This window comes from Paenibacillus sp. strain BS8-2, from assembly GCF_054483835.1.
In genome coordinates this window covers 2,086,211-2,102,931 of the sequence record NZ_CM137010.1, presented here as the reverse complement: position 1 = coordinate 2,102,931, position 16,721 = coordinate 2,086,211, and the positions used below count along the sequence as shown (strand labels likewise).

At 51.5% G+C, this 16,721-nt stretch carries 14 protein-coding genes; 2 read left to right on the top strand and 12 right to left on the bottom strand.

Annotated features, from left to right (window positions below):
• Positions 1-337 precede the first annotated feature (337 nt).
• A complete protein-coding gene (locus ACX1C1_RS09190; protein WP_458956791.1) occupies positions 338-1,480 on the top strand; it encodes a S8 family peptidase in 1,143 nt (380 codons plus the stop codon).
• A gap of 88 nt (positions 1,481-1,568) precedes the next feature.
• Here ACX1C1_RS09190 and argS read toward each other — a convergent pair whose 3' ends face one another.
• The 8 genes from argS to ACX1C1_RS09150 all read right to left on the bottom strand — a co-directional run bounded on the left by argS (position 1,569) and on the right by ACX1C1_RS09150 (position 9,106).
• Positions 1,569-3,254 (bottom strand): arginine--tRNA ligase, encoded by a 1,686-nt coding sequence (gene argS / locus ACX1C1_RS09185; RefSeq protein ID WP_458956790.1) that lies wholly within the window; start codon positions 3,252-3,254, stop codon positions 1,569-1,571.
• Complete coding sequence (locus tag ACX1C1_RS09180) at positions 3,251-3,697, bottom strand: YwiB family protein (protein ID WP_458956789.1); 447 nt, start codon at positions 3,695-3,697, stop codon at positions 3,251-3,253. Before ACX1C1_RS09180 ends, argS begins: the two co-directional genes overlap by 4 nt.
• A 72-nt stretch (positions 3,698-3,769) precedes the next feature.
• Positions 3,770-4,351, bottom strand: coding sequence for a DNA-deoxyinosine glycosylase (locus ACX1C1_RS09175; protein WP_458956788.1), 582 nt, complete (start codon positions 4,349-4,351; stop codon positions 3,770-3,772).
• Positions 4,352-4,579: 228 nt separating this feature from the next.
• On the bottom strand, positions 4,580-5,623 hold the full coding sequence (locus ACX1C1_RS09170) for a tyrosine-protein phosphatase (protein ID WP_458956787.1): 1,044 nt from the start codon (positions 5,621-5,623) through the stop codon (positions 4,580-4,582).
• Positions 5,624-5,664: 41 nt separating this feature from the next.
• Positions 5,665-6,510 (bottom strand): phosphonate ABC transporter, permease protein PhnE, encoded by an 846-nt coding sequence (phnE, locus tag ACX1C1_RS09165; RefSeq protein ID WP_458956786.1) that lies wholly within the window; start codon positions 6,508-6,510, stop codon positions 5,665-5,667.
• Positions 6,510-7,313, bottom strand: coding sequence for a phosphonate ABC transporter, permease protein PhnE (gene phnE / locus ACX1C1_RS09160; RefSeq protein WP_458956785.1), 804 nt, complete (start codon positions 7,311-7,313; stop codon positions 6,510-6,512). The genes phnE (ACX1C1_RS09165) and phnE (ACX1C1_RS09160) overlap by 1 nt, the downstream gene beginning before the upstream one ends.
• Before the next feature lie 2 nt (positions 7,314-7,315).
• On the bottom strand, positions 7,316-8,113 hold the full coding sequence (gene phnC, locus ACX1C1_RS09155; RefSeq protein ID WP_458956784.1) for a phosphonate ABC transporter ATP-binding protein: 798 nt from the start codon (positions 8,111-8,113) through the stop codon (positions 7,316-7,318).
• Positions 8,114-8,146: 33 nt separating this feature from the next.
• Positions 8,147-9,106, bottom strand: a complete 960-nt coding sequence (locus tag ACX1C1_RS09150; RefSeq protein WP_458956783.1) for a phosphate/phosphite/phosphonate ABC transporter substrate-binding protein — start codon at positions 9,104-9,106, stop codon at positions 8,147-8,149.
• A gap of 218 nt (positions 9,107-9,324) precedes the next feature.
• On the opposite strand from ACX1C1_RS09150, the gene ACX1C1_RS09145 reads away from it, so the two are divergent.
• Positions 9,325-9,981 (top strand): GntR family transcriptional regulator, encoded by a 657-nt coding sequence (locus ACX1C1_RS09145; RefSeq protein ID WP_458956782.1) that lies wholly within the window; start codon positions 9,325-9,327, stop codon positions 9,979-9,981.
• Between the two features lie 80 nt (positions 9,982-10,061).
• Here ACX1C1_RS09145 and lacZ read toward each other — a convergent pair whose 3' ends face one another.
• From lacZ to ACX1C1_RS09125, 4 genes are all read right to left on the bottom strand, one after another.
• Complete coding sequence (lacZ, locus tag ACX1C1_RS09140) at positions 10,062-13,238, bottom strand: beta-galactosidase, LacZ type (RefSeq protein WP_458956781.1); 3,177 nt, start codon at positions 13,236-13,238, stop codon at positions 10,062-10,064.
• A gap of 62 nt (positions 13,239-13,300) precedes the next feature.
• Positions 13,301-14,125, bottom strand: a complete 825-nt coding sequence (locus tag ACX1C1_RS09135; protein ID WP_458956780.1) for a carbohydrate ABC transporter permease — start codon at positions 14,123-14,125, stop codon at positions 13,301-13,303.
• Entirely contained in the window at positions 14,118-14,993 is an 876-nt protein-coding gene (locus ACX1C1_RS09130) for a carbohydrate ABC transporter permease (protein ID WP_458956779.1), read from the bottom strand. The genes ACX1C1_RS09135 and ACX1C1_RS09130 overlap by 8 nt, the downstream gene beginning before the upstream one ends.
• Positions 14,994-15,280: 287 nt before the next feature.
• Positions 15,281-16,588 (bottom strand): ABC transporter substrate-binding protein, encoded by a 1,308-nt coding sequence (locus ACX1C1_RS09125; RefSeq protein ID WP_458956778.1) that lies wholly within the window; start codon positions 16,586-16,588, stop codon positions 15,281-15,283.
• Between the last annotated feature and the right edge of the window lie 133 nt (positions 16,589-16,721).

Here is a 16,721-nt window from a genome sequence, read left to right as displayed (position 1 = left end):
CGCTTTAGTCACACTATAGTAAAACCTATTTCATTCGAAAAAGCAAGTGCAAGCCATCTAACCTGCATTGGGATGGCATCCAGGCCTCACAACATGTGCTAAAACATTAGGAAGCGCAACAAAAAAGCGAAGGGAGCCTCCCTTCGCTTTGACTGTATCCATCCGACTCGCGTCGGAGATGTAAGAGCGTACCCAGCTCTTCCTTCATCCTATGAGCGAATGCGGATTTTGCCACGGCCTAGCGCCTATTTATTTCAAAAAAGGCAAGTGGCTCACGCCGGATAAGGGTCCCCTTCATACAATAGTTCAGCAACGTCCTTCGGGAGGGGGATCCCTATTGAATATCGACGCCATGATCCAGTGGTTACTGCAATCGCGCGCAATCGAATCTGTAGAAACTTCACAACGAATCATAAGATTCAAGCAAGGCAGCGACTATAGAAAGTTCTTGCGAAAGCTGTCACACGACGACTCGCTCCGAACGCTTCGCAAGCTTGTCAGCCCCCTGCCAATCATTAAGGGCTTTACTTGTCCGTTGCCCGCTTCCGCTATTCTGGATTCGGCAGGAGGACAAGTATGGATGGAGAAGGACTGCCTCATCAGCGTCAGCCCATCCTCACAGAAGAAGCAAGGGCCGCTGGACAACGGCATGCCTTGGGGTGTACAGCAGGTTAAGGCTCCTCTGGCTTGGGGCATTACAACGGGACATCGGGTCAAGGTTGGTGTCATCGATACCGGCGTAGACTTCAATCATCCCGATCTCAAACATTCGTTGCTTAGAGGCATCAATCTGCTTAGCCGCAGCAAAATGCCCTATGACGACAACGGCCACGGCACACATATCGCAGGAACAATAGCCGCCTCAAACAGCATGCATGGCATGATTGGCGTCGCGCCACGGGCGCTTATTGCCCCCGTCAAGGCCTTCGACCACAACGGGAGCGCTTTCGTTTCCGACATTATTCTCGGCATCGAGTGGTGCGTCCGCAACGGCATGGATGTCATCAACATGAGCTTCGGCATGAAGAACAGAAGCAAGGCGTTGCTCGGCGCCGTCACGAACGCATATAATTCCGGAGTGATCATCGTCGCCTCATCCGGCAACGACGGCAAGCTCCGATACGTCGATTATCCCGCTCGGTATCCGCAGACCATATCTGTAGGTGCAACAAACAAATTTCGCAAAGTCGCTCCCTTCAGTAACCGCGGCGCAAGCATCGACATCTATGCTCCAGGTGAAAAGATCATATCTGCTTGGCTGCGCGGCAATTACAATGAGATGAGCGGTACGTCCATGGCGACCTCGCATGTCAGCGGAGCAATCGCCTTGCTATTGTCTCTATATCCTCAATTGAGCCCCGGCGAGATCAAAACCATTATGAAACGCTCCATGCAGCCGCTGCGCAGTGGAAAAAACCGCAATACCAATGCAGGCGAGCTAGACATCATCAAAATGCTTGCAGCCGCGGAAAGATTGTAACCCCATATCTGCGGCATGCATAGACAAAAGAACCTCCCGTTCCGCCGCTAGACGGAAATGGGAGGTCGCCATAAAGAAATCTGTATTTTTACATCCGTTCTGGCGCGGAAACACCGACCAGTCGGAGCACGTTCGCGATCGACAAGCGTACGGCGCCAAGCAAGGCAAGACGTGACAGCGTCTGCTCAGCGTCATCCGTGATTACACGTTCCGCGCGATAGTAGCTATGGAAATCAGCCGCAAGCTCATAGACATAACGGATCAGGCGATGAGGGGCGTACCCTGCAGCCGCTTCAGTGATTTCCTGCGGCAGCTCGCCGATCTTGCGAATGAGGTCAAATTCCACCTCACTGTCCAGTTTACTTAACGAAACGCTCGGTAGATCCGTCATGTCGATACCTTGTTCTTCGGCCTGGCGGAAAATGCTGCAAATCCGCGCATGAGCGTATTGTACGTAGAAGACCGGATTCTCGTTCGATGTCGAAATCGCCAGATCCATGTCGAAGTCCAGATGAGAGTCCATACTTCTCATGGTGAAGAAGTAACGGATCGCATCGATGCCGACCTCGTCCATCAGATCTTCCATTGTGACTGCCTTGCCCGTCCGCTTGGACATCTTCATCTTCTCGCCGTTCTGGAACAAGCTAACCATCTGCGCAATTAACACGGTAAGTTTCGCAGGGTCGTTGCCCAGCGCTTCCATCGCCGCTTTAACGCGAGGAATGTAGCCGTGATGGTCCGCGCCCCAAATATTGATCATCCGATCAAAGCCGCGCCCAAATTTATCGCGGTGATACGCGATATCGGGAGTCAAGTACGTATAGGATCCGTCGTTCTTCACGAGCACACGATTCTTGTCGTCGCCGAACGGCATGGTGGACAGCCAAGTCGCTCCTTCTTCCTCGTACACATGACCCGACGCCTTGAGCGCATCCAATCCTTGCTCTACCAGTCCATTCTCGTACAAAGAGGTTTCACTATACCAGACGTCAAAGCCAACGCGGAACCTTGTAAGGTCGCGCTTGATCTTGTCCAGCTCCTTCTCAAGGCCAAAGCTGCGGAAGTAGGCGAATCTCTCTTCAGCTGACAGCTGGAGGAGGCGATCCCCCTCTTGCTCGGACAAGCCTTTGGCGAAGCCGATAATATCCTCTCCGTAATAGCCGTCTGCCGGCATCTCCGCTTCTTGTCCAAGCGCTTGGCGATAACGCGCATCCAGTGAAAGCGCCAGATTCTCCACTTGCTTGCCTGCGTCATTAATGTAGTATTCGCGTGTAACCTCATAGCCGGCATAATCAAGCACATTGCAAAGCGCGTCGCCAACTGCCGCCCCGCGGGCATGACCAAGGTGAAGACTGCCTGTCGGGTTAGCACTGACGAACTCCACTTGCACACGCTGTCCTTCGCCCATGTTTATGCGGCCGTAGTTCTCTCCCGCTTCCAGCGCGCCGCGCACAACTGGGTATAGATAACTTTTGTCCATCCGGAAGTTAATGAAGCCGGGACCCGCGATCTCTGCCGACTGGATCGATGCGCTCTCTGTATCCAGAAACTCGATGATCGTTTCCGCGATTTGGCGCGGGTTACGTTTGGCAAGCTTGGTCAGCTGCATCGCGGCATTGGTCGCAAGATCGCCATGGGTCTTATCCTTCGGCACTTCAAGCACAAACGCAGGAAGCTGCTCACGCTCTGCCAATCCAGCTGCGACTACCGCGTCCGCAATCGCATTTCTAACCAGCTCGTACATCACTTCTAACACATTTACATTCGTATTCATCTTTCAAGCTCCTCCTGTATATGGAGACGAATATGGAACCGTCCCGATAATCGTTCTTCGACAAGCAAGCCGTATGACCATTCTAGTGTAAAAGGCAGTTCGGACGGCAAACCGTTCTCGTCGCTCTCCGCTCCGCCTCCCTCAATAGTCAGCACCGTCGTTTCCGTCTCGAGCTGAAACGACGTCATAGCAGAACGATAACTGCCGTTTCTGCGCTGGCCTGCGACGAATAACTGCTCCATCTTAACCGCACCGTTACGAGTGAGTGCAAGCTCTCCTCGCGAATATTTGATTAAGGTGCGTACCTCACCCTCAGCCTCTGCATACCGAACATATACGGATCTGGCCTTGCGAAACCATTGTCCGCTATAAGTCTCTATTATTTTTTCTCCGTCTTGGACACTCTCGAGCGTCACAACAACGTTTTTCCCGCTTGCTTCCATATCCGTCAGTACTCCCGCGTAATTCGAAATGTTATGTTACTACTATATACAGGAAGTGACGTAATTTCAACGCTATCCGATCGGTTCGGTGCCGACCGCGTAAGGCACAATCGCTTTCCATACCTCGACTCGGTCCTCTAAATTACGCATATATTTGGTCGGAATCGGGCTGGTAGACGGCAGCTTGAGCAAGGCTACCTCTCGAGGCAAGGCTTCCTGTCGTTTCCCGAAATATTTGCGAAACGTCTCATACGCCTTGCTACCATTAAAGGCGATGCAGGCAATGCCGGGATAATGCTCCAATAAGTCAGGGAAGTTGTTCGGGAGCTCCTCCTTAATGTTGGCATCCAAGCTCCCCTCCCTCTCGCAGGAATAAATAACATCCCATAACGCAAGTCGATGAGCCTGCAAAAAATCCAGCCTCTGATCATAATCCTTGTCGGGCGAAGCGAAGAGCGGAACCGGAATCGTCATGGAAGGGTCTGATGATAAGTCTCCAAACAGCGCATAAATCACGCGCCAGAAATAATTATGCAGATTACCGTAGAATTGTCCATGCTCCAACGACTTCACGCTGGGCGCGGTACCTGCAATTAACACGCGGGCCCTGCTGTCTATGATAGGCGGGAACGAATAAATAAGTTTACCGCTCATCCACTGCTCACCTCCAGTCCTTAAGTAGCTCTACCATACCCCTAATAGGTTTCTAGTTCAAACCTTAGCAAAGGTCACCATCACCTACGGATGTTGTTAACCAGAACAGTTATCCCCAACTTTACACACAATCTATCCACATATAGAAGGGAATTATCATTACATTATCCTTTCCTAAACAAAAAAAGACCACCCCGCACAAGCGGAATGGCCAGATTAACCGTTCACTTACACCAAATAAAACGAACGAAGTCTCTCAAGCTGGTCAGCTCCCAAACCAAGCCCCTTCGTCCAATACTCTTCAAAACTGCCGTAACGTGCGTCGATCTCCTCGAATGAAGCAGCCAAATACGCAGGGCGCGCTTCCGACAGCGCAAGCAAGACTTCGCGCTTCAGCTTGCTCATGAGTGCTGCGTGCGGATTTTGATCGATTCTGCCACCCAACATCCCCGCCTGGAATCGCTCGGAGAACTGGTTCGTGATCACATAATCCTTTAAAATAACTTCTCTGTCGACACCTAGCGCTTGAAGAATGAGCCCAGCGAGGAAGCCTGTGCGGTCCTTGCCAGCCATACAATGGAACAGGAACGGAGCCCCTTCAAGCTCTAGAAGCTTGACAAAGAAGGAAGCCGACAGCTCTTTGTTGCCGACCATATGCCGGTTCATGTGCACCAGCATGTTCTCGTCAATATCCTCCAGCTTCATCATCTCGTCAGGATTAGCAGAAGACATAAAGGAAAGCTGTTCATTGCGCTCATTGCCGATACGGGGACTAGGACTCTGCAGCAATTCTGCGTCCGTACGAAGATCGCAGATCCATGTGATGTCCAGTTGTGTCAAGTAAGCAATATCCGCGTCAGTTAAGCGAGAAAGATCAGCCGATCTGAACAATTTGCCCCACTTCACGTGACGTCCATCTGCTCCCTCGTAGCCCCCCATATCACGGAAGTTCAAGGCGCCAAGCAATGGCAAGATACGCTCCGCAACAGACACGACCCCAAGCTCGCCGAATTTGACAAAATAATATCCTCTCGTACCCGGATTGGGATCCTGGAAGACTAGCTCCTGCGCCTGTGTCACTACCGCCACCAGATGCGCTTGGCTCTCATCCAGCTCTGGACGCTCGCTACGGAAGATCCATACCTTCTCCGTATCGACTGGCGGATTCCAGCTAAGGCGAAGCGCAAGGCCGTCCAGTCGCTCCATGGTTACGACCGTTTGTACGGATTGTTTGATCTGTTGTTCTGTATTCATCATTATCGTCTCCCTCATCTAAGGCCCGCCTTCTAGCAAGCTGATATAGTTATAAACCTCTAAGAACGTCTCCGCATCTTCAGCTTTAGCCGATTAGAGATGAGCTCTACACTAAACACCATGGCAAAAATCACAATGCCAACAAACAACGCCTGATCAAACTTGTAGCTGCGCATTGCGTGGGACAATTCGAAACCGATCCCTCCTGCGCCTACCGCGCCAAGTATCGTCGACTCGGCTAAGTCTCCTTCGAAACGCATGACGCACCATGCAAGCAGCGCGGACAACGCGCAGGGCAGTACGCCTTGCAATACAATCTGCAGCCAGCTCGCACCCGTTGAACGTAGTGCTTCTATTACCCCGTCATCCACTTCCTCCAGCGATTGCGCGAATACCTTCACCAAGCTCCCTGTTGCTCCCACCATGATCGCGAGCACACCGGGAAGCGGTCCCATACCAACCGCAACGATAAAGATAAGCGCCCAAATCAGTGTCGGAATCGCCCTAAGAAGCGAAGCTGCGCCGCGAACAGCGCTTGCTACGGCAGGATGTGGCGTAATATTGGATGCTGCGAGAAAGGCAAGGAAGAAGGCTGATACGATGGCTAGAACCGTACCAAGTATCGCAACTTGAATCGATTCCACAGCAGCAGCTAGCACATGCTTCCATTGCGAAGCGTCCGGAGGGAACATCAGCGAGGCCGTCTTCGCCAGCTTCTCGGCGCCTGTGAACAGCCGTCCATAGTCCAGCTCCAACTGAATTAGACTAAAAACGAAGAATGCTGCTGCGAAAGCCCCTATCCAGCCAAGTCTTATTTTTCCTTTTTTCCCCTTGCCGGGAGTTACCGCCTGAACGACTCTGCCCATATCGGAATTCCGCTCCGGATATTGAACTGATGATGCCATTAGATGATCCTCTCCCTAATCCGGTTTGTCAGAAATTCTGTGGCGAGCACAATCGCAAGTACGAGCATAACCGCCATGCTCACTTCCCTATATTGGAATAGTTTAATGCCCGATTGGATGGCGAAACCAAGTCCGCCGCCGCCTACCATGCCGACGATCGTAGAAGCCCGCACGTTGATCTCGAGGTTAAACAACGACCAGCCTACGAAGCTTGGCAGAAATTGCGGCAATACAGCTTGCCCGATAACCTGCCAATAACTTGCTCCCGCCGCACGGAGCGCCTCGACCTGTCCCATGTCGATCTCCTCCAACGACTCCGCATAACATCGTACGAGCATCCCAATCGATACGATAACCAGTGACAAGGTGCCTACTAGATTACCAAGCCCAAAGGACGCCACAAGCAAGATCGTCCAAATAATGACCGGAATATTGCGGAACAGTGCCGAAAAAGCCCGCAGCCCGATCGCTATGGAAGGATGAGGAGACGTCGTAGCTGCGGCAAAGATGGATAAGAATCCTGCGATAATCGAGCCTATAAACATGGCTACGAAGCTCATATAAATCGTATCCAGCGCAGGCTTGATCAGACCGGGGAAACTCGCAGCATCCGGCGGCAACAAATCCCCGAACAGAAATCTCGCTCCGTCGCCAACACCGCCAAGCAGCGCCGTTCCCGTGAACCCTGTCCCTGATGCGGACCACACGCATAACGCCAGAAGCAGGACCAGAAACACGATAAGCTGCGACCGTTTCGACTTGCTTATACGAAGCAATTGTTCGCTCTTCATGCTGTCGCTCATGCTTATGCCGTCTCCTTCTGCGGGGCCGGGGCTTCTGCACGCTCTTGAGCGCCTTCCGCAGGCTTGTTATAAATAAGTGCGATCATTTCGTCCGTCAGCTCGTCAGGCGTACCATCGAAAACCTTCTGGCCTTTGTGGATTCCTATAATGCGCGTCGCATACTTCTTGGCCATGTCGACCTGATGAAGATTGCATAGGCAGGCTATGCCGTCTTCCTTACAGAAGGTATACAGACTGCGCATGACCGTCTCCGAAGATGCTGGGTCGAGGCTTGCGATTGGCTCATCAGCTAGAATCAACTGCGGCTTCTGCGCGAGCGCTCTGGCAATACCCACTCGCTGCTGCTGACCGCCGCTGAGTTCATCTGCGCGCTTATGAATCTGCTCGCTAAGTCCAACGCGCTCGAGCAGTCTGGTCGCCTCTAGTACATCTGGCTTGGCGAACAACCCTAACGCTCCGCGCCAACTGCTCATATATCCTAGTCGCCCATGGAGGACATTGGTTAGCACCGAAGACCGCTCCACTAGATTGAAGCCTTGGAAGATCATGCTGATCTCCCGCCGAATTTGACGCAGCTTACGGTTACCTGCTCCTATCGTTCGGGCGCCATGGAAGACGATTTCACCCGAAGACGGCTCCACCATCCGGTTCAGACAGCGCAGCAGCGTGCTCTTGCCCGCCCCGCTCGGCCCAATGACCGCGATGAATTCCCCCGCTTCTACCTTCAAATTAATGCCGGACAAGCCGACCGTTCCGTCGGGATACACTTTCTTAAGCTCTTCAACCTGTAGTAATGCCATCTTCTTATGTCCTCCATTTCACTTATATAAGTTCTACTTCAGCATCTCTTCCGGCGACATCTCAAGCAGCTTCGCGACCTCGCGAACGCCGTCGAAATCAGTGTCCTCTGCCGGGAAGAAGCCCTTTGCGCCCATTCCTTCGAAATATGCCGGATTTTTCTCCGCATAACCAAGCGCGAATTCGCGCATTTTGTCTACAAGATCTTGCGGGAGTCCGTTACGATAAGCCAGTGCTCCTCCGCCAGGGATCGGGTCGGATTCGGCAATGACACGTACATCTTCCGCTTTGATCAATCCCGCTCCCGCTATCATAGCCACACACTGATCGCAAGTTGCCGCGCCGTCCGCATCTCCGTTAGCAATCGCGAGCAGCGACTTATCATGACCGCCGGAGAAGGATACGTTAGCGAAGAATTCCGGCACTTGATCATTGGTTAGATTAAGGAGCTTCATAAGCGTCGCTCTTGGATAAAGATGGCCTGTCGTAGAAGCCGGATCAGCGAACAAGAAGTTTTTGCCCTTCAAATCCTCCACCGATTGAGCTGGCGAATCCTTAGGCACGACGATAACGCTGTGGCCTTCCGAACCCGGTCCGTTGTTCATCGCCGCAAGGAGTTTCGCGTCGCTGCGCTCTACCGCGATAATGTAGCCGAATGGACCGTATGTTGTTAAATCGATTTTGCCTGAGCGCATAGCTTCGATCATCATATTGTAATCTTCGCCTTGGAACGTCTCGACCTTGATGCCAAGATATTCGCCGAGATCCGTAGCGAATTGGTCTGCGGTTCTACTCATCTCCCCGTCCTCCATCGGCAAGCTGCCGATTCGAAGCACGGAAGGCCATTCCGACTTACTTGAATCAGCGCCGCCATTCGTGCTGCTCGTTTCTTTGTTGCTGTTCACATTCTCCGTGTTGTTACTTCCGCAAGCTGATACCACCATAATTAATGCAGTCATTAACGCAATCATTGTCCATAATTTCTTCTTCAACACGATACAGCCCCCCAAATGGTATTGCGTCCGATTCCCCGTCACGGCTTTGAATCCGTTAGACAAATGTCCGCTTTAACTGGTACGCAACTAGAATACAAGTTGAATGTAATTACAATGTTTTCGATATCTTGAGAATTTATTAAGCGGTGAAATGTCTTGATTGTAGCCAATAACCGCTGTTAAGATGGTGTTAACCAATTGTCGAAAGGAACGGTCCTATGGCATCTCAAGTTACCCAATCGCTTGTCTCGACGGCCTATACCACGCTTAAGAACCGGATTGTACGCGGGCAATTGCTGCCGGGAACACTGCTTTCAGAGAACGAGATTGCCGACGAGCTCAAAATGAGCCGTACGCCCGTGCGAAACGCAATTACTCATCTGGAGTCGGAAGGATTCGTCACTTCGCTTAAAAATCGAGGCGTTCTAGTCAAAGAGATTTCACAGAAAGAATCGATGGATATGTACGAGGCGGTCATGGCGATGCTTGTGTACACGCTGGACGTGAAGAGCGAACGCAACATTGTGCTAAACATGGAGAAGCTAGAGGAATTTCTTCATAAGCAGATTCAAGCGGAGAAAGCGGATGACTATTTGGCCTATATGCAGAACTCCATGCTGTTCATCAAAGCGATCGTATCTTCCATTAACAACTTGGCGATGCTGGCCTCGATGGAAAGCTACGTCGACAAGCTGGCAATGGCCGCATACATCAACTATCTGAACACGCCTTACATTAAACATTACTCCGCCAACAATCTCAATCGCTCCATCTTCGAAGCGCTGCAGCGGGGCGACGATGACGAAGCTAGGCGCATTGCCAAAGGCGCTTTCGCTTACGCTCGCACCCGGGCGCTGGATGCTGGACGGTTCTGATTTATCCTGAATGACTTCTTTCCAAGCAAAAAGGTGCAGCCTTCACATAGTGAAGATTGCACCTTTTTCTATTGTATGAACTACATCCGCTCGATCACGAACGAGAACGACAACGCCTTGTCGGCCGGGATCGTGTATGGCTCGTGCACAGGCGCACCCCAGCTGTCGTCGCCGCCGACGCCCATCTGCTTGCCAGCCACAGTGATTACGGTGTAATGGACTTCTGGCAGCTCATAGACATGCTGCGCATTCTCCAGCTCGAACGCCGTATAAGGCGAGATGCCGCACTCCACCGGCGCTCCGTCCGCGACAATTCGAATTCCGCGTCCCAGCGAATCCGCCACGTCTACGCGACGCACACCCGTGCGGTTGCCTGACTCCTGCGGCATGACATAGCCGGATACATTCTCCGCTGCCGTTCCGTAGAACTCGCCAAGACGCGCTCCTTGCGAACGATCCGCGTAGTTTTCCTCCGGCCCAAGCGCCAGCCACTTGAGTTGGTCGTAGTCTGCCGACACCTTGAAGGATACCGCAAAGATCGGCAGCTTCGGCAGGTCGGAGACCCCATTATAATGGGCTTGCACCCTTACACTTCCATCCGGTCGAACCGTATAAGCAATACGCGTCTCAAGCTCGTCACTGACGGAGAAGCGGAACCGATAAGCTATCGTAAACGATCCGCCATCCCCGTTCTCCTCCATGTCAATGCCTACGCACTTGCGAGCAAGACTGGCAGCATACCATGCGCCTGCGTCATAGCCCTGCGCATAACCTCTGTCATTGTCCGTCGTAGCGCGCCAGAAGAGCGGTGCCGGCGGCGACGCGATCATTTCGCGACCTGCGTAGTTCAATGAAACTAGACTCATTGCCTGCTTAGAGAAGATGATGCTGAAGTCTCGTCCCTTGACACCGATGTTCACATCGCCATGGATGACCTTCAGCTTGGCTCCGGTAACTGCCCCAGCATCCGGAATGACGCAACCGTCCGGTCCGCACACGTCCGCCGATGCGTCGCCGGCGACAATGAACAGCCCGCCGCCATCTGCTGCGCTCGCGTTGTCCTCCACACGGAACACATGCTGACCAAAAGCCATTTCATGTCCAGCATCCGCCCATAACGTGCTTTCCTTAAGCAAGAAGGACGCATCCAGCGCGTATTCGCCAGGCACCAGCTCCAGTGCAGCTTCGGCAAATTGCGCAGCAACGTAAGCTTCGCCGCCCGCTGCAACGTTAACCTGCTCCACGCGGCGCAAGAGCTCCTGCCCATCCGATGAGAGGACAAATACGAGATCAAGCGCTGCTGTATCTGCGAACAGGTTTTCGTTGCGAATCGTTACGCCGTCACGATCTACAACTAGCTTTAGGTTCTGATACAGGAACTTCACTTCCTGCATCTTAGGTGACTCCTTACGATCAGCGTAGACAATCCCGTTAGTACAGAAGCCGTAATCCGTTGGGCGATCGCCGAAGTCGCCGCCATACGCAAGGAACTCCTTGCCGTAACGATCCTTCTTATAAACCGATTGATCGATATAATCCCAGATGAAGCCGCCTTGGTACATCGGATATTTGCGCTCGAGATCCGTATACAAGCTCATGCCGCCAAGCGAGTTGCCCATCGCATGCATATATTCGCAGCTTATATAAGGTTTGTCCGGATTGTTGTCCAAATAATTGGCGATGTCCGCAGGTTTCGCGTACATGCGGCTTTCCATATCACTCGCTTCGGAGAAGGCGCGATCATAGAACACACCTTCATAGTGGACGAGTCGACCGCTGTCAACCGAACGGAAGTAACGCGCTACGTTAACAAGTACATCGCCTACGTACGACTCGTTGCCGAGCGACCAGATCACGATACTTGGATGGTTTTTGTCCCGCTCGTACATCGAGATTGCGCGGTCCATGACGATATCCTGCCACTCCGGCAAGCTTCCTGGAACGTTCCAGGACGGCTCAACGGCGCCCATCTTCTGCCACGAGCCATGTGTCTCCAGATTCATCTCGTCGATGACATACACGCCATACAAGTCGCAAAGCTCATACCAATAGCTTTGATTCGGATAATGGGACGTCCGCACCGCATTCATATTGTTACGCTTGATCGTCTGGATATCCCACAGCATGTCTTCCTTCGTAATGGCACGACCAGTGCGCGGATTAAACTCATGGCGGTTAACGCCTTTGAACACAATCCGTTTGCCGTTGATCGTCATGATCTTGTCCTTCATCTCGAAGCGACGGAAACCGACACGACTAGGAATCGCCTCGATCAGCCCGCCTTCCGCATCCTGAATCTCAACGATCAACTCGTACAAGTACGGAACTTCGGCGCTCCACAGCAAAGGATTGGATAATTCCGTTTCGAGCACAGCAGTCGCGCCATCTCCGATCATGACCTCCGATGAAGCCACAACCTCGCCATCGGCGTCATACAGATTCATAACCGCCTTCGCGCCTTGCTGCGAATACTCCCCAAGCTTCAACCCCGCGCGAAGCGATCCTTGCGTCAGACTTTCGTCCAGCTCCGCTCTAACGTCGAGATCATAGACATGAATAGCAGGAACGGTATACAAATATACCTCGCGGAAAATGCCGGAGAACCGCCAGAAATCCTGATCCTCCAGCCAGCTGCCCGTACTCCGCTGGAACACTTCGACAGCCAGCTTATTCTCCCCTTGGCGCACATACGCTGTCAGATCGAATTCGGACGGTGTAAAGCTGTCCTCCGAATATCCGACGAACTCGCCGTTAAGCCAAACATAGAACGCTGTCTCTACACCTTGGAATGAGATGCGTAGCGGCTGTCCCGCCATATCGGCCGGCAGATCGAACAGCTTCACATAGCTGCCAACCGGGTTGTCTTCCTTGGAGATAAACGGAGGACGAAGCGCCTCATGTCCATCCCACGGATACATGGTATTGACGTACTGCATCTGACCGTAGCCCTGCGTCTGAATATGACCCGGCACCATAATATCGCCCCAGCCCGCAGTACTGAAGTCTTCGCGGTAGAACGTTTCGGGACGCAGCGCCGGGTTGCCCGCATAATGGAACTTCCAAGCGCCGTTCAGCGAGTGGCGCATCTCCATCGGCACGCGGCTTCGCGCTTCGGCGATTGTCCGGTAATAGGCATGGTCTGAGTGCGCCGGCAGGCGATTGACCGCGAATACGTTAACGTCCTCCAGCCAATCCAGAGATGGATTGGCTGCGGTAATGATAGCTTGTTTGCTGACAACTTGCGGATTTAATGTCATGTAGGTCTCTCTCCCTTATAGAGGTGGTTCACACGAACAAGAACAGGAACCTATACCTTTTCTTACTTCACCGATCCCGTCATACCTGCGACAAAATGTTTCTGCATCAGGAAGAACACGATCGCTGTTGGCAAGGTAGCAATTAGAATAACGGTCATGATTACGCCGTAATCTGGCGAATAACTGGAGCCCAAATTCGAAATCAGCAGCGGAATCGTCCGCTTCTCAGGCGATTGTAACACAACAAGCGGCCATAGGTAATTATTCCAGCTCGACATAAAGGTAATAATGGCAGCAGCGGCGTAAGTCGTCTTCATTGTCGGAACGTAGATCCGCAAGAAAACGCCAAGCTCGGAGAGTCCGTCGATCCGACCTGCCTCCAACATATCACGTGGGAACATCTTCGTGCTTTGGCGGAAGAAGAAGATCAGGAACGCGGTCGTCATCGTAGGCAGAATAACCGAAGAAATCGTGTCGATCCCGATAAAAGGCATGGTCTGCGAGATACTGCCGAACATCCGGTAGAGCGGCACCATAAGCGCGGCGAAAGGAATCATCATGGATAGCAGCAGGATGCTGAATACAACATCCTTCGCTTTGCTGCGGTAAATTTCGAAACCATAACCCGCTAACGATGCGATGAGCAAAGCAAGAATCGTAGTTGTAACCGAAATTTTGGCCGAATTGAGGAGTGCCGGCACCAAATCGACTGTATCGAACACTTTGCTCAGATTATCGAACAGATGGCTGCCCGGAAGCAGGCGTCCTTGCGTAACATCCACCGACTTGTTCGTCGCGCTCACGATCATCCACAGGAACGGGAATATTGATACAATCGCGGACAAGCTGAGGAACACATACATCAGCGTTCTTTTTACATTACGCATTTTTTTCACCCGCCAATCTGAACTGTAGAATCGAGAAGATCACGATCAGAATAACGATCGCATACGAGACGGTCGCCGCATAACCAAAGTCCGGCGTATATTTAAAGGACAGGTTATAGATGTACTGGGACAGCGTCATTGTCGCATTACCCGGTCCACCCTTCGTGATGTTCATCACCTCATCGAACAACTGTAACGTACCAATTGTAGATGTAATAGATGTAAACAAGATGATCGGTTTAAGCAAAGGAACCGTAATACTGCTGAACTGTCTGAACGCGGAGGCTCCGTCGATTCGAGCAGCTTCATAGATGGAATGATCGATATTTTGCAGGGCAGACAGATAAAAAATCATGTTATACCCTGTCCAACGCCATGTGATGGCGATTATGATCGTAATTTTGGCCCAGAACGGATCTGTAATCCATTCGATAGGAGCGTTCACGATATGCAAATTTAGCAGCATCGTGTTAATGAGGCCGTCTGGCCCGAACAAGTATTTGAAGATAACCGAATAAGCGACCAAAGAAGTAACGGCCGGAAGGAAAATCGCAGTACGGAAAAACCCTTTGAATTTCAAGTTCTTGTCATTGAGCAGTACCGAAATAAACATGGCGAGCAAGATCATGATTGGCACCTGAATGATCAGGTAAATAAACGTATTCTTTAATGCAGTGATAAATGTAGCGTCCGACAGCAGCCGTGTATAATTGTCGATGCCGACAAACGACAGGTTTGTGCCCGTTCCGGATTGGAACGACATAATAAGCGCCTGTACCATAGGGTAGAAATAAAACGCGCATATCATGATGATAGCTATGGCTACGAAAGACCAGCTGATTGTGTTCGTCTTCGCTTTCAAATTCATGGTCCTTGCCTCCTCTATTCCAAAAAGAAACCTTGAAACAGACCGCTTGCCACATTATCGTCGGGCAGCAAGCGGCTGTCCAAGGTTCTTGTTCTCTGTGTGGTTGTTCAAAAAGCCCGCTTCCCATTACGATGCTTCTCTAGAAGTTTACTCGGCATCGAATTTTGAATTCAGCCGAACCTTCCGGTGCTCACGTAGCTCTGCTACGCTCCGCTCCTCATGTTCTAACTTCTTTCAAACTTCTCGGTACTGAAAACCGAACTTTTTGAACTTCGATTTTTATATGCTTACTTAAGCTGCGAATCGGCTTGTTTCTGAGCGTCAGCAAGCACCGCGTCGATCGCTTTGCCGTTCAGGAAGTTCTGCATCTCGACAACAAGGATGTCCTCGATTGCATAAGTGTGCATACCATAGTTGACATTAGGAATTTCTGCCGTCCACTTTGCAAAGTCTTGTACGATCTCTTGTCCGCCGAAGAATTCGTTCTTCGCTTTGTATGCTTCGCCTTCGGATGCCGGCTTGTAAGTGCCGATTGCGCCCATTTCAGTTACAAGTGTTTGGTACAGCTCTACGTCGCTGCCCAGTGTAGCGCCAAGGAATTTCGCAGCTGCTTCTTTGCCTGGCACGTTCAGAACGTACCACGAGCTGCCGCCAAGGCTGGATGCATGAACCGATTTCTCGTTGTTCAGCTTAGGAAGCGGAACGATTGCCCATTTGCCGGATTGATCTGTACCAGCCGTGATGGAAGGCGTGAACCAGTTGCCTGTTGGAACGGATGCTGCTTCGCCGCTGTTGTAGTTCGCTACGAATTGGCTCCAGTCGGAGTGGATCTTCACGATGTTGGAATCCATCATTTTTTTGTATGTTTCAAACGCTTCTTGCAGCTCTACGTTGCCAGCCAGGTTAGCTGTTTTGCCATCTTCTTTCAGGTACCAAGAGCCTGCGGATTGGATCATAACGCGCAGGATACCAAGGTCGTTCGGGTCAAGAGACAACATGTCTTTGCCTGTTTTTTCTTTAACCGCTTGGCCGATCTCGATGTATTTGTCCCAAGTGATATCTTGCATATCAGCTGCCGAGTAGCCAGCTTGCTCCAAATAATCTGTTCTAACGTACAAGCCCGTTACGCCGGAGTCGAACGGAAGACCGTAGTTTACGCCGTCTACACTTGTAGGTCCAAGCTTGTATTCTGCGAAGTCAGCAGCCTTGAAGCTGTCTGTCAGCGGGTAGAACATATCCGGATAAGCTTGCAGGAAGCTTTGTGCGCGGTAGTCTTCGATCAGTACAATGTTCGGAAGACCTTTTGTTGTACCCGAGCTCATGCCCGTGTTCAGCTTTTGAACGATGTCGTTTTGTGCATTTTCGATAATTTCGACGTTAATATCGGAATTATTAGCCGCGTAAGCGTCCTTCGCGAAGTTCATCGCTTTAATATTGAAGTTCGGATCCCATGCCCATACCGTAACATCCGTTGTTTCTGCAGCGTTGTTACCGCCTGTGTTGTTGCCTTCGTTCGTTGTGTTGTTCGTGTTCGAAGAGCAAGCAGCCGTTACGACCATCATGCCTGCGAGCAGAAGGGCCATCATTTTTTTCATCTGTTTCAGACCTCCGTTTTTATATGTGCTGAAAGCGTTTGCCGCTCCCTGATAACATCTTAGCACTGGGTCCATACATGGCGTTATGAGGATCTTTGTCTTCAATTGTCGGATTGTTATCAGTTGTCGCGAT

Coding starts and splice junctions, on each gene's coding strand:
- argS (WP_458956790.1), bottom strand. CDS start 3,254: ATGAATACGAATGTAAATGTGTTAGAAGTGATGTACGAGCTGGTTAGA.
- ACX1C1_RS09180 (WP_458956789.1), bottom strand. CDS start 3,697: ATGGAAGCAAGCGGGAAAAACGTTGTTGTGACGCTCGAGAGTGTCCAA.
- ACX1C1_RS09175 (WP_458956788.1), bottom strand. CDS start 4,351: ATGAGCGGTAAACTTATTTATTCGTTCCCGCCTATCATAGACAGCAGG.
- ACX1C1_RS09170 (WP_458956787.1), bottom strand. CDS start 5,623: ATGAGGGAGACGATAATGATGAATACAGAACAACAGATCAAACAATCC.
- phnE (WP_458956786.1), bottom strand. CDS start 6,510: ATGGCATCATCAGTTCAATATCCGGAGCGGAATTCCGATATGGGCAGA.
- phnE (WP_458956785.1), bottom strand. CDS start 7,313: ATGAGCGACAGCATGAAGAGCGAACAATTGCTTCGTATAAGCAAGTCG.
- phnC (WP_458956784.1), bottom strand. CDS start 8,113: ATGGCATTACTACAGGTTGAAGAGCTTAAGAAAGTGTATCCCGACGGA.
- ACX1C1_RS09145 (WP_458956782.1), top strand. CDS start 9,325: ATGGCATCTCAAGTTACCCAATCGCTTGTCTCGACGGCCTATACCACG.
- lacZ (WP_458956781.1), bottom strand. CDS start 13,238: ATGACATTAAATCCGCAAGTTGTCAGCAAACAAGCTATCATTACCGCA.
- ACX1C1_RS09135 (WP_458956780.1), bottom strand. CDS start 14,125: ATGCGTAATGTAAAAAGAACGCTGATGTATGTGTTCCTCAGCTTGTCC.
- ACX1C1_RS09130 (WP_458956779.1), bottom strand. CDS start 14,993: ATGAATTTGAAAGCGAAGACGAACACAATCAGCTGGTCTTTCGTAGCC.
- ACX1C1_RS09125 (WP_458956778.1), bottom strand. CDS start 16,588: ATGAAAAAAATGATGGCCCTTCTGCTCGCAGGCATGATGGTCGTAACG.